The sequence below is a fragment of the Mesorhizobium sp. B2-7-3 genome (genome assembly GCF_006440715.1).
In the GTDB taxonomy this organism is placed as follows: Bacteria; Pseudomonadota; Alphaproteobacteria; order Rhizobiales; family Rhizobiaceae; genus Mesorhizobium; species Mesorhizobium australicum.
In genome coordinates this window covers 114,458-129,207 of the sequence record NZ_VFTY01000008.1, presented here as the reverse complement: position 1 = coordinate 129,207, position 14,750 = coordinate 114,458, and the positions used below count along the sequence as shown (strand labels likewise).

Below are 14,750 nucleotides of genomic sequence, written 5' to 3'. Positions count from 1 at the left end.
TGTTGACCAAAGGGTAGTTTGGAGGAGATAGTTCTGTGGCAAAGCGCGTCGGCGTAGCCCTTACAAAGCGGGTGGTTGATTTCGCCGATAAGAGGGACCGGCGGTACTTCATTTGGGACAGCGAGCTGTCCGGCTTTGGCCTGCGCGTCGAAATGAGCGGTGCCAAAACCTTCGTCGTCCGTTATCGTGCCGAAGGCGGTGGTCGAACGGCTGCGCAGCGATTCGTGACCATCGGCCGGTTGGGCACGCTTACCCCCGAGCAGGCGCGAAAGCAGGCAAAGATTGTTCTCGGAGGCGTCGCCAAGGGCGAGGACCCAGCCGATGAACGCCGCGCCAGGCGACGCGAGATGAAGACAAGTGCCTTGATCGACCTCTATGAAGAAGAGGGCTGCGTAATCCAGCGCGGGAAACGGCAGGGTCAGCCGATGAAGCCGTTGACCAAGCAATTGACGCTCGCGCGCCTTCGCAACCATGTCGTGCCACTACTCGGACATAAGCGCGTCAGCGAACTGAATGCCGGCGACATCGAGCGGTTCGTGCGTGACATCACCGCCGGAAAGACGAATCGAGACGAGAAGATAGGTCCCCGCAAACGCATCATTGTACGGGGCGGTGAGGGCGCCGCTCGTAAGGTGGTGCGAGACTTGTCCGCTGTGTTCAGCTTCGCAATCCGGAGCGAAATCGTCCAGAGGAACCCTTGCGAGACGGCGGCCGTCCGTAAGACCGACAATCAGCGAAAACGCTTTCTTGCCCTCGATGAAGTAGCGCTCCTCGGGTCGGCGCTGGATGCGCTGGAGGCCGAAGGCGTCAATTCGAAGGCGGTCAATATTGCACGGCTCTGGGCGTTGACAGGGTGCCGGCGAGAGGAGATTGCATCGCTCAAATGGACCGAGGTAAATCTCGGCGAGGGACTTCTGGAACTCGACGATAGCAAGACCGGCAAGTCAATCCGACCGCTAGGAGCTGCCGCAGTCACGCTGCTCGAAAGCCTCCCACGTGAGGCAGGCAGCGCTTTCGTATTCCCGGCTGAGCGTGGCGACAGCTATTTCCAGGGTACCAAACGCATCTGGGCGAAGGCAATCAAGAAGGCCAAGCTCCCCGGAGTTACGCCCCACACCCTTCGGCACACGATTGGCTCGACCGCGATCTCAACCGGTGAAGCCCTGGCACTAACCGGCGCGATTTTGGGCCATTCAAACCCGCGTTCGACCGCTATCTATGCTCACGTGCAAAACGACCCTTCTAGGCGTGCTGCCAGTCGAGTGGCGAAGAAAATCGCAGCGGCGCTCGCGGGTAACAATCAGACATCACGCAGGCCTCCAAGGAAATCCGCGGGTCCGGAGGGTTTGACCGATCTTGATAGGTTGACTCAACTGTTTTCCGCCCGTCTCTTGGCCGAGGGAATCGATGCGTCACAAGTCGAGCGCATTCTGACGGACGTGTTTGCTGTACGCGATACGAGTGCCAAAGCCATTCGACGCATCCTGTGATCGCGTGGCGTAGGTGTCCGCCATAGGTGGCCATCTTCGCTCTTTTGGCTTGAGCGTTGCGGGCCCTGGCGCTCGTCGGCGAGGATTTGATCTATCGCCATACGAGAGAACGACATTAATTCAATGATCACGTGCTGCGTGCAGGCATAGAGACTTCGTAAGGCGACAAATCCAACTCTCCGTCACCCGCAACGAGAAGGCATCGATCACCGACGAGCTTTGTCAGCACGTGCCAGTAGGTCTGCCCGTCAGGACGCTCTGTGAAGTTCATAGACGACACGAAGTTTTCAATCACCGGGGCGGGAATAGCCCAAATCCGCTCAGTGTCGAGAGCGCACAAGGCTAGCCAAGCCGACTCTCCCTCTCCGAGGAATTTCCGTTGTGTGTCGTAGAACGCATACCAGTAAGACTGGTAGTCGCGCTCATAGCGTTTGGAGACGGCGATCACCGCGCGGCGCGCGCCATCGGGTGATTCGTACCAAGATCGCCGCCTCTGTGTGAGCCTCGCACCAACCGCTTCGGATACGAGTTCCGCTGCGCGACGGCGGAATGGCTCTACGGCGCCGCTGGCCGGCGACGACGGAAGCCGAAGTGTGGCGCCGGCGACTTCGTGACGCTCGGCTTCCAAGACCACCGTCGGCTCTTGCTCTGAGGTCGGCGTATCCGCGTCGACACGCACGTCGAACATCAGGTCCACTATCCTGTCGACCCGTGTGTATTCTATCGGCCGGAGAACGGAACGGATGCGGTCGACAACGGCCGGAGCCTCCGCGTTAACCTTAACTTGCAGCAAACGCATTAGGCTTGCGGCGCCAATCATCCGCATCATCCACGCATAAGGCGAGCCCCGGATCTGTGCCTCCAGGGCACCGGTATCATCTCGCCCGACGACGAAGAGGACTGAACTATCTTGGCCAAGCGCTCCTTCCTCGACGAGTGCCCTGCGATATCCCTCGATCGTTTCCAACCTAATCGTGTACGCATCAGTGGTCTTTACCTCAACAAGGAGATCTCGACCTGACCCATCACGCCAGACACCGTCGTGACCAATCGTGCCACGGGTGCCGCGATAAACCCCGTCGATAACGTCGTAGTCGAGGCGTCGGCCGATCTCATTGACCACGTCTTGGAGGACTAGTCCGCTGTCCTCGAATCCGCGCTCGCTCTTGCGCGCGCCGTCGCGAGGGCCGAGACACTCGAGTACGTAGCGACCGAGGTCATCGGCCTCCACTTCGGCGAGGTAGGTGCGAAGCTCGATGGAGCACGCTGAGCCGTCGAGAAGCCGTCCGTCACCGGCAAGTGCAAGAACTTGGCGCGCTGTCAGTGTCCGCAGATTGTCTGCATCGCTTCGCCAAAGGGACAGCAAAGTCATATGGTGGCTCTCACAAAACGTCGAGCGCTGGATCTGGCGAAGGCCCAGCGACAGCCTTGTGGCGAGGCAAATCCGCGAAGAGTTCAGCTAGCGACATGTCCAGCGCTTCCGCGAGCTTAGCAACAGTACCTACTCGCATGTTCCGCTCGCCACGCTCGATTAGACCAATGTAGTTTCGGTGGATTCCGGAGAGCTCCGCTAGCCGCTCCTGGCTATAGCCGCGGGAGAGTCGCGCGCTGCGGACTTGTCTGCCTACTGCTATCAGATACATGTCAGCCTTCACCGTGTGATCTTGCCATGAATATGTTACGTGACTACACACTGCCGGTGTGCAGGAATCAGATTTGCGGTGGGTCGCTAACGCACTTAGTATCGGCAGGAAGACTAAGGGCGAAGAAAGAAGATTGATGCCACTTGCAAAGGGGAGCGGGCTTGAGCAACCCAGCCGGTGAAAAGAACGGTACGCTTATGGCGCGCGTACGAGAGCAGATCGCATCGCGCCGTCTCTCGAACAAGGATGCGGCTGCGTTGATTGGCGTAAGCAGGGGCACCCTGGAGGATCATCTTCGGGGTGAGCATGTTCGCAGCGATTCGGCACAGAAGTACCGCAATTGGCTTGCCGGCAGCAGACTGACGGGCAACGTGTTCGTGCTTCCGACGGTCGAACGGCAACTTGACCTGGATGTCGATCAAAATGCTCCGGCTCCGGCACCGGCGGCACCGAGACTCGTTGTGGACATCTTCTCTGGCTGCGGCGGCTTAAGCTTGGGATTCGATCTGCTAGGCGAGGGCCGGCAGTTCAGGACGGTTCTCGCACTCGACAACCAGGCTGCCCCGATCGCTACATTGAATCGTAATGCGGCGGCTCTTGGACACGGAGAGCAACCAGTCGGCGCGATAGTTGATCTCACTGAGTTCCTTAATGCCTCCGAGTTCCTGGCCTTTTACCTACAGCACGTGGGTGAGACGCTTGGCGACAACGAGCTTCAGGCAGGGTTGCGCAGCTTGGAGAGCGGAGCCTTTCCGCTATTCCTGAGTGATATATCCGAGGCGGATCGAACGTTTATTGGCCGCTTGAACGCAATAAGATCGTCGCCGGACTGGGCTGCTGCGTGTGCAGCCTTACACCCAAGGGCAGTAGATCAGACCTCTGTGCTGCGCTTCCATGATCGTCTTCGACTCCCGCACCCCTCCAAGAAGGTCGTCGGTCTTCCAAACTTGCTATGGAGTGGACCGGCCCCGGAGCGTAACCCCGGTCCGACGCAGCGGCACACGGTTGACCCCGACTGGTTAGCGCAGGCAAATTCTGGTTGGGACGCGGAGGCCGAGCTACTTACCGATCGCCGTGCTGGCGCCGGCGCCGGGCAACTCACTGCTTCGACCAAGAGACTGGGCACTTTCGTCGACTTTCTTGCGACACAAGTCATGAGGGATGTCCGCGAAGCATGGACAGGATGGCGGGCAAGGCGCCAGGCGCTGCGCTCAGCGTTGTTCTGCGACGAAGCTTTCGCGGCTGGCCTGAGACGGCTTTACGAGCACGCGCCGGTGTCTGTGCTTGTCGGAGGGCCGCCCTGTCAGGGCTTCAGTCGCATAGGTCGGGGAAAGATTCGCAGTCTCAGCGATGCTCGCATACATGCACACGCGGACTCCGAGGCGGGCGACTCTCGGAACAGGTTGTTTGAGCAATACGTCATGGTGCTCAGTGCCCTCCGACCGGACGTCTTCCTCTTCGAAAATGTCGCCCATTTCCGTTCGATTGTGCGTGTCGACGGCGTCAGTTTTCAGGCGACTGAACTGCTAGAAGAGGCGATAGAACGCGCGTCGCTTGGCGAGGCTCGCTATGAGGTGGCGCAAAAGGTCTTGGACGCATCTCGGCATGGTGTACCGCAAACTCGTCAACGCTACTTTATGGCCGGCGTCCTGACGGAGACCGATACTCAATCGTCAGGTTCGCTCGCCACGGCCTGTCTGGAGGTCCGTCGGGAGCCGGAGGTACCCCTTTCGCTCGCCTTGGCCGGACTACCTACGCCATCTGTGACCGGTGGCGAGTTAAAGCCTGGAAATGCCATGAATATTCAGCATGACGTCGATGCGTTCGATTCCGACGAGCATGCCTATTCGCGATGGATCCGACAGCCGCGACCGGACACGAGGATTGCACCGGCTAAGGTTGATGCTCATGCTTGCCGCGCGGCCCGATCCGATGATGCGGCGCTGTTCGCGCTCTTTGGGCCAGGCAGGCGGTGGATGGACTACCGCGCTGACCAGGCCGGGACGAGCGCCGCGCTGGCCGGATTGCTCGACGGGCTTCTCGCACTCGGCCCTGATGATCTCGAGATGATTCGACAAAAATCATCAGTCGCGGGCGCGCCTATTCCTGAGGTGCAAGAGCTTCGGGCGCTCCGGGGGCATCTCGACGGCGCGTTGCCGCTTCGACTACTTCTCGAACAGATTGGCGAGCGTCTTCGCTCGCCTCACCACCTGCTCGCAGGCAATTACATCTCGAAGCGCGAAAGTAATCATGGCGATTGGCTGGCGCGTCTCGATCCGTCTCGTCCCTCCAAGACAATGACGAGCCACATGTCGAAAGACACGTATGCCTACGTGCATCCCTCGGCTCCGCGGACCATTTCAGTGCGCGAGGCAGCCCGCATCCAGAGCTTCCCCGACTGGTTTGCCTTCGGCGGCGTCGCGCTCACCGAAGCTTTTAAGATGATCGGCAATGCGGTCCCGCCTATGTTGAGTCATGCGATAGCGGACCGGGTCGCCCACGTCTTGCACAGGCGGCAAGATGCTAAGCGCGGGGACCGGCAACGTGCCTGGACTATTAAAGGCGTATAGTGCGTGCCTAATCACCTTTTTCGGGAACCCGAAGCAAAATGCGATCGAGCAAGGTAGCGTCGACCGAATGACTGGACGACGCCGCGCCGTCAGGCCGGATCCCCTCAGCCCTGAGCAGCGCCGGCACAATATGGCGCAAATCGGTTCGCGCGACTCGAAGCCTGAGATGGTGCTGCGGCGCGCACTTCACCGTGCTGGCTTGCGATACCGGCTCCACGTCCGTGGCATGCGAGGAACGCCGGACCTAGTCTTCACGCGATGTAGAGCTACCCTTTTCGTCCATGGGTGCTTCTGGCATGCCCACATATGCCCGCTGGGGATAACGCCCGCCACGAACGCGGAGTTCTGGGTAAAAAAGCTGGAACGCAACGTCGAACGCGACGCCAGCTCTACGGCCGAGTTGCTGCGGCAGGGCTGGCGCGTAGCGATCGTGTGGGAGTGCTCGCTGAAGGGGCGGGCCCGCCGACAATTGGACGAGGTCGTCGCGGAAATCACGCGATGGCTTAATTCCGACGAGCCGGAACTAGAGATCGCCGGGAACTGGGAGGGGTGGCCGACAGGCGTCCGGAATTCGTTCGTGTGATTAGCCAGCTCGGGTGCAGGGTAGAGACAATATCTTCGCGCACTGGCAGGCTATTGCGCCACCAGTTCTGGCGCTTGCTGCTCAACCAAGTTCAAGATGTTGATCGCTGCCTCTACTTGCTTGGGCGAGGGATCTTTACGCCACTGCTGGGCAGACATGCCTGAAAGGGTGGTTGCGATGCTAGACTGGCGCCAATGCAGCTTGCCCGTTCGCGATCCCCACTCCGCGATACTCGTCCATTGACCTGCCTTGATCGTTTTTACCCGCAGCGCGGCGGCGAGATCGGTTGATATGGCGCCGTTGGTGGCAATTGGAATGAGATCTACCTCGCGGGAAGCGGTGCCGAACTCACTTGGTAGTGGTGAAGGCATAGGCAGCGGTAGTTCACCAATATCGGTCCAACATTCTTCCCGCTTGAACCACTCCGTAGGGTTCCGCTGTCGAGCTGAGGCTCCTTGCACAAGCGCGTCACGCACTGGAACTGCCCATGAACGGAGCAGACTTTCCAGTTGAGGCGTTACCGCCTGCGCGTTCCATATGCGCTTGAGATCCAGGCGACTCGACGATTTGGCTGATAACAAAGCCACAAGATAGGCGGTTACGTTGGCGCGGAAGGCGGGGATTCCTTCCCAGCGGACGACCCGCTCGGCGGTCTGCCAAATAAGGGCAACGGCGACAACATCTTGGTACCATTGCTGGTCTGGCTCCCAGGCAAGGCCATTGCGGCGTCGCAAGTCCTCCATCAGTTGGATGAAGTTTTTCTGCCCACCGAGGCTAACGTCGTGTGGCCTTCGGCCCCATGCGTTCAGAAACTTGGCGAGATCGACCTTGGAAAAGCGAAGCTCCTTCGGAGTCTGCGCCAGAAACTTGGCTCGCTTAGCTGGGGTGTCACCTTCCCGCGACAACTCCACCTCATATTGCCCTCGAGCCCGCTCGTAGAACCACCGCCGCTCGCCACCAGGGCACCAAGTCGACCGCGACAGTCGCTCGACGGCCACGTGGAATGGCTCGTTAGCCGATAGGTCCGCCTGCTGCATCGGGTTCTGAGTGTTAGCAAAGCGAGATATCCTTTTTACTATCTCGTCCCGAACGTCCGACCCAACGATCACCACTTTGGCTGCGACCGCCACATGCGAGATGTCTGCTTCTAGGCGACGGGCGGTGTCGTGGATTGTCGCGGTCGTCTGACCACCATTGACAATCTGCACGTTGGTTAGCTTGGCCACGGCCTTGCCCAGCCCTGGCACAAATTGCTCGTAGACCGACTCGGCGGTAATCACGATACCGTTGTTGTAGGCAAGAAACCTGCCGGGCTCTCCCAAAATTGTGTCCCGGATCCCCTTATTGACCTTGCCTCGCACCGACAGGAAGGACCTTACGTTGAACTCAAGCAGAGCGGCACCGTGCTCTTCGTACAGTTCTGAAAGCACCTGTCCAGGGATCACCATCAGTAGTGTCGAATGCTCCGTCCCACCGTCCAAGCGCAGGAAGGGTTGACAGCCATATGTCGAGTTCTCGAAGTCGATATCGATAGGCTCGCCTTCACCCTCCACCGACATGCTGCGAGTGAGCCGGGGAAGGTCCCATACTTCGATTTCCGCGGGCAAAGCGGCGACCGTGCGCCTCGGCATCCGACGCGCAGCGGATACTGCGTCAGTGATGATGAAGATTCTCACCCGCCGAAGCCTGCCGCTCACATCGTGGATGGCAGACAGCATTGCCCCGGCTGCCGTATCGACATTGGCGTTTGCACCCGACTTGAGCGCCATCTCTGCAAAGCGACCAGCCTGGCCGACGAGCCTGTCTAGATCGTCGGCCCTTGCGGAGCGTAGTTCGTCTGACGACCCGAGCTCGGTGATGAAAAGATCAAGTGTGTCGCGTTGCTCACCAATGCCGTAGCCGGATATGCGGGCGGCGCCCCGCCCCGCGGGCCCCTCCCAAAAAGCCACGTGACCATCGTCTACGCGCCCGATTTCGATCAGATGGTCGATGACGAAGCGGGTGAAGCACTCCGCCGGTTGGTCGCCGGCTACAGGTCCTGGCTCGGAGCCCTGAACGGCGCCATGCAGTAAACGTAGATCTTCCTTGAGGTCTTGAACCATGGTTAGCCGCTATACTTGTCTTCGAGCGTAAGTCGAACCAGTGAGGGAGGTGATGAGTCGAGCTGCCGTACGCGCAGGTTCCCCCTCCACTAGTACAGCCATCTCGTGGTTGCGGAGAAAACCGTTTCCAGACCAGTTCGACGAGCCGATCATAGCGAAGCTCTCGTCTTGGACCACCACTTTCGCGTGAAGTTCATGCCATTCGGGGCCGTCCCAACTGTACAGCGCCAGCCGACTGTCTTGCCGAGCCAGGCGCTGCAGCGGAGCGAGAGCAACCTTTGGCTGCTCATCCCAGCGGTTCACAACCAGCACGACCTCTACTCCACGATCAAGTGCTCCGGATATCCAGAGTTCTGGAAGATCGAAGGCGGCTCCACCGATGGAGTATGTGGAGGCCACGACGCGGCGTCGAGCTCGAGTGAATAGTTCGTGGAGCCCGGTCTCTATAGAGCGAACGCCGGCGCCAACCCAACTGAATCCAGACACGAAAAGGCCCGGCGTCATCGGCCTAGCAGCACGTTGCGGTCCAGGGACATGTTCCGGTGTTCGCAGGATGTCTCGGACTGGAAGAGGCAAGCATAGCAGGCGGCGCCATTCACGCGTTCTGGACCGAAGCGCTCCCGTCCGCAGAGGGGGTCGTTAGAGCAAGAGTCAAGGGTTTCTAACGCGCCGTCGAGTATTTGGCGGAACCCGGGCACCAATGACACCAACCCTCCAAGCGTACCGTCGCCGCCAGGCTGAACGGTATAGAGGAGCACTCCTCCAAATGCTGCTTCACCAAGTTGTCTATCAATAAAGACACGTTCGCGGAGCGCCGCTGAAGAGTACCCGCAGCTCAGCGACAACGAGGAAATCAGTCGGTGGGAAAGCGTGTGCAACCAAACAAAGGCCGGATCGAGTTGAATGGGATCGGCGGCCCAGGTCGCGCCTGCATTAGCAGCCCACGCTTGTGCTGAGGCACCATTTATCGGGACAGGGGCCGGGTTGCCGCCGTCATCGATCAAATCGATGAACACGCCCTCGCCGAATAGTTCGACGCCGGGGTACCATGCATCCCCGTCGAACCATGCTTTGCGGTCAACCGGCTGACCGTCCAGCCGTCGGTAACCTGTTTGCGCCATGACGACTCGCAACCTGCTGACAGGCGTGACGCGGAAGCGACCCGTGCCCACCACATCGAACTGACGGACGTCGCCGAGAACAACTTCAAACTGCGAGCGCGCCTCTCCTGGTTGCAGTGGATAACCCTCTGCAGCGGCGTCCCGAAGTCGGCGATATTCGTCGAGCCGCATTTCCGCCGCTGAGCGCGCTTCGATCGGCCTGGTGACCTCATCGAGCGCACGCATTACCTCGCTCGGTGGGTAAACCAAAATCGCGTCGACGACGTGTTGGCCGAGATTTCCCGTGTCCACAGCTCGCTGCAGCAGGCTTGCGAGTGCCGCGAAATCCGTCGGTCGCATAACAGCGAAAAGCAGTCGCAGAGCACGCTGGTCAAGAAGGCGGTGTAACTCTAGCGCTGCCGGCGGAATGGTCAGTGCTGTGACTGTTTCCGGTATGAATACGTTCGAGGCGCCTCGCTGCACGATACGACCGTGGGTAGGACACGGCGGTCTAATGTTCCCGCCCTCCTCCGGGAAATCACCGGAGCAGCGCCAGTCACGTGCATACGCCTGGCCGAGGTTGGCGGCTTGCCCGCAATTTGGACACCTGACCAGCACCGATGCCAGGGCTCCACCACCGCCTTCCCAGCGGAAGTAGTCCGGGCGGCAGCTGCCGTTGCAGCGGCCTCCCATGGACGTGACCACGTAATTCCAGTCGACGTCCTGCATGTGGCCAGCTCTGCAGACTTGGATGAAGCGTGTCTTCTCGGCACCCGCCTTGCGCCAGGCGTCGAAATGATTCTGAGAGGGCGGGCAGAGCGGACACGTGCGGTTGTCGCCGTCACTCTTTCGGTAAAGGACGGAGTGTCGGACGCACAGCGACCACTTAGGAAAAGGCAAAGTCCGGTAAACGCCTCGGCTGTCCTCGACTCCGAGCTCCGCGTTGGATGGGACAGCGACAATGCGGGCGCCGCTCAAAAGGCCCTCAGAGAGCCGCCTCTCTGTAATCTCATGATCGTCGGGCCGAGCGTCGTCAAATATCTCCGCCCATTCAAGGCCACGTATGATCCTCGGACCTTCGGCACTTTCCAAGATGGCTCCTGGGCCGTAGGTAGTGATGAACTGAGAACGACGGATGGATTGTCCGGCCAAGTCGACACCTAGATCTTGAAAGTGGTTGTTTCCTCAATAGCGCGCAAGCTTTGAGGTGCGTTCTCAAAAGCTTGTGCCAGGCTGGCGCCGGTGTGTTGCGGATCACCGAGCACCACCTCCCGGGTTGGGGCCCGGACCATCGCGGATTCGTTGTACACTAGATCGTCTCGCGTAGCGGCTCGTCTAGCAAGCATCTGCCAGCGGTCAAGTTCAGACTCCATCTCAACCTGCGTCAGGCCCGCGATGGGCCGTATGTCGGCAGGTTGGGTCTGGGAGCGTCTTTCGACAATGCCGCCAAGGGCAAGTACCTCGGCGTCGCGCCGATGCGCAGCCATCCGCATAGCCTCGCTATGATAGCGTTGGCCCGCCAGCCTTTGCTCGACTCTCCAATCCTCGTGAACTGCGGCGCCATCGAGCGCCGCTCCCTGCCTCAACAGTGCAACGGATAGCGGTCCGAGACACCTGTCGCGGGCCTTTGGTGCGAAAGGAGACACCGTGATCGCCTCTACGTGGCGGTACAACGCGCGATGATAACCGCAGAAGAACTCGAAATGATCGAGATCTCGCGGACGTGATGCGCGGAGGAACGTAACTACCAAGGCGCCGGACCGCCGTCCCACCCGGCCCGTAGCTTGAATGTAACTTGACGTCGTTTTGGGCTGACCATGGACGACCATAAGCCCGAGCCTGTCGATATCGACGCCCGTGCCGAACATTGAGGTCGCGCAGACTACGTCGACACCGAACGGTGTCTCGAGCGCGCCGAGCATGCTGGGAAGCTCCACCGAATCAACCCGGCTAGATAGCTCCATGTAGCCAACGGGCTCGGTAGATCGAGCTGTAGTTCCGTAGCGTCGGCGCATGCGTTCAGGAATGTCCTGTCGGTAGAGTGTTGCCGCACCAGCGAGTTCCCTGACGGCATTGAAATAGCCTGCCAAAGTCCAAAGACGATCCGGATCTTCCTCGATCGGTGCCAGTCTGGTCGTTAGGGCAGATTGGAGAAGGCTGGACCAAATGCGGACGATTGGCGTCTGAGCACCCTTTCCAGGTGCGGCGAGGCCGACGTACAGTCTCCCTGCATCTTTTTCATTTAAGGGATGTGGCTCTGAAGTGCGCGCGAAGAAAGAGTCATCCACATTGAGCCCGGGCGGCGGGAACTGAGCCACTTCCCTGTCGAACAAAGCTCGCACCTGGGGTCCGGCCTGCCGAACCGTCGCGGTCGAAGCCACGTATTTTGCGCGACGCCCGTCCGCACCGCGACTAAGCGCCTCGATCGCCGTCTCATACAGCCCAACCATGCTGCCGAGCGGACCCTCGATAAGATGAAGCTCATCTTGGATGACGAGTTCAGGAGGATCGAAGGCAGGAACGCCTACGTGTAAAGCCGAGTGTCCTCCGGGCCCACCCGGAGGATCAGGGCGATATGTCTGGGGTTGGCCTGGCTGCCACCCGCCTCTCCGGTAATAGCCTTCAATCGCGTGGTAACGCTCGACGTTGCCGAAGATGCCAGCGGCGCGGGGCTCGTATGCCAGTCTCGCGAACTTATCGGCGGTGGCGACCAACAACCCGGGGCACTGGGCGTAAATCTGTTCGTCGACCGTACAGGCGGGTATCGGTATGCGCCCGAACACACGCGCAGAGAGGCGTCCATGATCGAGCGGTGGATCCTGCCAGCTACCATCCAACGATGGTAGCGCAGCGTGTTCCGGCGCACGGAAGGATCTGTCAGTCGGTACGACAGCCCGGGTCGCAGAGCGCAGGACGGGAACGTTCTCTGCCCAAGCGCTTCTATTGAGTTCGCACTCCGGATTCGGACACAGGACTTCGAAACCGACTATCGCGGATGCCGGCCCGTTCCTTCGGATAAGCGAATAACCGGGCCGGGCCGGACGCGCGCACAGGAGTTCGCCTGGGTGAAGGGCGGGCGCAACAGCATCATGCCACCACTCATCTAGCCGCTCGCCCGTCAACATAGCTCCTTCGGCCACTTGGAACGTGAGTGTCGTTGAGAAGGCATCGACAAGCCCGGCCGATTCCGCTCCGACGAGTTCGACGCCGGGTGCTGGCGCGACGAGCCGCGTCACTGAGATCCGTCGGCCTGGGGCCGCATGAGGAATGTGCACTACATGCTGTCCCGTGCCGAGCCCGCTCGCGCCGCCATTCGACTGAGGCACTGCAAGTAGGGCACGGCAGCAGGGGCAGTTAACCACTTGTGCCGGTTCGCCGCCTTGATGAATCCGACCGCTCCGTACAAGGCGCGCGAGGGTCGCGTCCGGCCCTGTATAGCCGAAGCGGGCTCCACGCAGAATATCTATCGCCCCCAAATAGATCTGAAGGCTGTTATCGATTCTGGCAGATATCGTATCCATGCGGTTGGGAGTGACGTTTCCGCCAACCCACAGACCAGCAGAAAATCGCGTTCCCCCCCAAAGGAATGTCTCGCGACGCTGGCACGCTGCCGGGCGCCAGCCAACCGCCCGGCTATTCGGATCGCTAAGTCCTTCCACGCGCAGAACTTCGCACGCTGTCACAGTAGCGAGTGCTCTTCGGAACTGCTGGATCGTCAGAAGACGTAGCGTATAGCGAGAGATGACGCCGGTGCCACCCCCCAATGGTGAGCGTAGTCGGCGAAACGCGAGCGTGAATGCGGCGAGTGCCAGATAGGCTTCCGTCTTGCCCCCGCCCGTAGGGAACCAAAGAAGATCACACACGTCGCGGCCCGAGTCGCGGGGATCCGCAGTAGAGCGAAGCGCAACAGCCAGGAATGCAAGCTGGAAAGGGCGCCAGACGAGAGGCCGCCCCCGCGACCATGTCCCCTGCATCGCCATTGCGCGGTTCGCAAAGCAGAACGCTAGCCTAACATTCTCGTCGGCACGCAGTAGGTTCACCGCGTCGTGCAATCGGTTCGCTAAGGCAGAACAGAGTTCTAGATTAGCGCGCGCCGCCTGACGCTGTCCCGGGAGCAGCGCGTCAATGCGTTGGCTCAGCTGCGACACCCAAGCTGCATATCCGTCGGCAAGCGGTCGCAGCGCATCCTCAATCGCTTCCGGGTCCCAGGCTTCCGCGAGCGCTCCCGCTCGGAGTTCCGGTGCAGCGCCTTCTGCAGACCACGCTGTTTCCGGTGCTTCGACTCCGTACATAGGGAGGTATTCGGTCCTAACATCCGGCGGCGAAAACGCTGTCACGTCATCCGCAGAGAGAAGATGAGCGTCGGTAAATGCGAAAGGTGCGGCCGACGGGCGATCGGCCTCGCGCTCACCAGCGTCGCGCTCCGGGTCCACGGCCCGCCAGACGGCTCCGCACATGTGGCCACGGGCGAACGCCTCGCGCCCGTCATATAAAAGATCAAGCCCACGTTGCTCATCGTCAGCCGCCGCGACAGCGCTCTTCATGGGGAGAAGCTTAGTTTCTCGACCGATCAACACGCGGATTTGGGGTTGGAAGATATGCTCGGCAGGTCCCGAACGGCCCCGCTCTGTTTCGCGATGTACGTTGATCAACCAGATACTAACGCGACGCCCCCCATTCCGAATCGGGCTGGTTTCAATTCTGAGCTCAACGCCATCGCGCTCAAAGACTCGTTGCGTGACTAATGCATCCAGCCAGTTGGTTAAGATCAAATCGGCACGACGGCGCCAGCCGCTGTCCTCGGCAATGTATCGCGCCCAGGTCGCGCAGACCCTGATAGTTGGAGCGACACTCTCTACGACGAACGAAAGACCGGCTGATCGTGGCGGTTGGCTCGGATCGATGGAAGGAGACGTGGGAGCGGTGCCTACTAGGACCTCGTCGTCATCCTCCTCGCCTACGGCCTCGGACACCAGCTCCGGAGCCTGGCCGTCCGGATCGGGAGGCGACGAGCTGCCGAAAGGTTCGGGTCGCAGCACGCCGGCAACGTATTCAGTTCTGGGATCGTCGGTCATTAGTTCGAATGGCCCGCCCCTCGGACCGAGCACTTCGTTTGATAGTTCAACCAGCGTCGTCGCGCGAAGTCCCAAGCGCTACCCCCCGTAGCTCCACCCATGTTGATGATGATTAGAGCCGATCAAACGGAATTGTGCTAGCCCGGAAGTTGCCGGCAGACTTCTCCTTATCAACATAACGCGGCTG

General features: G+C 60.3%; 8 protein-coding genes. 3 read left to right on the top strand and 5 right to left on the bottom strand.

What is annotated here, in order from left to right; genetic code table 11:
- Nucleotides 1-35 precede the first annotated feature (35 nt).
- The gene (locus FJW04_RS19170; protein WP_140716049.1) at nucleotides 36-1,490 is read left to right on the top strand and encodes a site-specific integrase; all 1,455 of its coding nucleotides are present in this window, start codon (nucleotides 36-38) and stop codon (nucleotides 1,488-1,490) included.
- Nucleotides 1,491-1,617: 127 nt separating this feature from the next.
- On the opposite strand, the gene FJW04_RS19165 is transcribed toward FJW04_RS19170, so the two are convergent.
- A complete protein-coding gene (locus FJW04_RS19165; protein ID WP_140716047.1) occupies nucleotides 1,618-2,862 on the bottom strand; it encodes a hypothetical protein in 1,245 nt (414 codons plus the stop codon).
- A gap of 10 nt (nucleotides 2,863-2,872) precedes the next feature.
- Nucleotides 2,873-3,133 carry a helix-turn-helix transcriptional regulator gene (locus FJW04_RS30655; protein ID WP_140716045.1) on the bottom strand — a complete coding sequence of 87 codons (261 nt, stop codon included), beginning with the start codon at nucleotides 3,131-3,133 and terminating at the stop codon, nucleotides 2,873-2,875.
- A gap of 161 nt (nucleotides 3,134-3,294) precedes the next feature.
- Here FJW04_RS30655 and FJW04_RS19155 point away from each other — a divergent pair, with 161 nt between their 5' ends.
- Nucleotides 3,295-5,703, top strand: coding sequence for a DNA cytosine methyltransferase (locus FJW04_RS19155; protein WP_140716043.1), 2,409 nt, complete (start codon nucleotides 3,295-3,297; stop codon nucleotides 5,701-5,703).
- Nucleotides 5,654-6,286: a very short patch repair endonuclease gene (locus FJW04_RS19150; protein ID WP_348641986.1), complete on the top strand. Its 633-nt coding sequence runs from the start codon at nucleotides 5,654-5,656 to the stop codon at nucleotides 6,284-6,286. The genes FJW04_RS19155 and FJW04_RS19150 overlap by 50 nt, the downstream gene beginning before the upstream one ends.
- A gap of 50 nt (nucleotides 6,287-6,336) precedes the next feature.
- Here the strand turns inward: FJW04_RS19150 and FJW04_RS19145 are convergent, their stop codons facing one another.
- From FJW04_RS19145 to drmA, 3 genes are all read right to left on the bottom strand, one after another.
- Nucleotides 6,337-8,388, bottom strand: coding sequence for an AIPR family protein (locus tag FJW04_RS19145; RefSeq protein WP_140716040.1), 2,052 nt, complete (start codon nucleotides 8,386-8,388; stop codon nucleotides 6,337-6,339).
- Nucleotides 8,389-8,888: 500 nt separating this feature from the next.
- Nucleotides 8,889-10,640: a DUF1998 domain-containing protein gene (locus FJW04_RS19135; protein ID WP_210241307.1), complete on the bottom strand. Its 1,752-nt coding sequence runs from the start codon at nucleotides 10,638-10,640 to the stop codon at nucleotides 8,889-8,891.
- An 8-nt stretch (nucleotides 10,641-10,648) separates the two neighbouring features.
- On the bottom strand, nucleotides 10,649-14,638 hold the full coding sequence (gene drmA / locus FJW04_RS19130) for a DISARM system helicase DrmA (RefSeq protein ID WP_140716036.1): 3,990 nt from the start codon (nucleotides 14,636-14,638) through the stop codon (nucleotides 10,649-10,651).
- Nucleotides 14,639-14,750: the final 112 nt, after the last annotated feature.

Coding starts and splice junctions, on each gene's coding strand:
- FJW04_RS19165 (WP_140716047.1), bottom strand. CDS start 2,862: ATGACTTTGCTGTCCCTTTGGCGAAGCGATGCAGACAATCTGCGGACA.
- FJW04_RS30655 (WP_140716045.1), bottom strand. CDS start 3,133: ATGTATCTGATAGCAGTAGGCAGACAAGTCCGCAGCGCGCGACTCTCC.
- FJW04_RS19150 (WP_348641986.1), top strand. CDS start 5,654: ATGCTAAGCGCGGGGACCGGCAACGTGCCTGGACTATTAAAGGCGTAT.
- FJW04_RS19145 (WP_140716040.1), bottom strand. CDS start 8,388: ATGGTTCAAGACCTCAAGGAAGATCTACGTTTACTGCATGGCGCCGTT.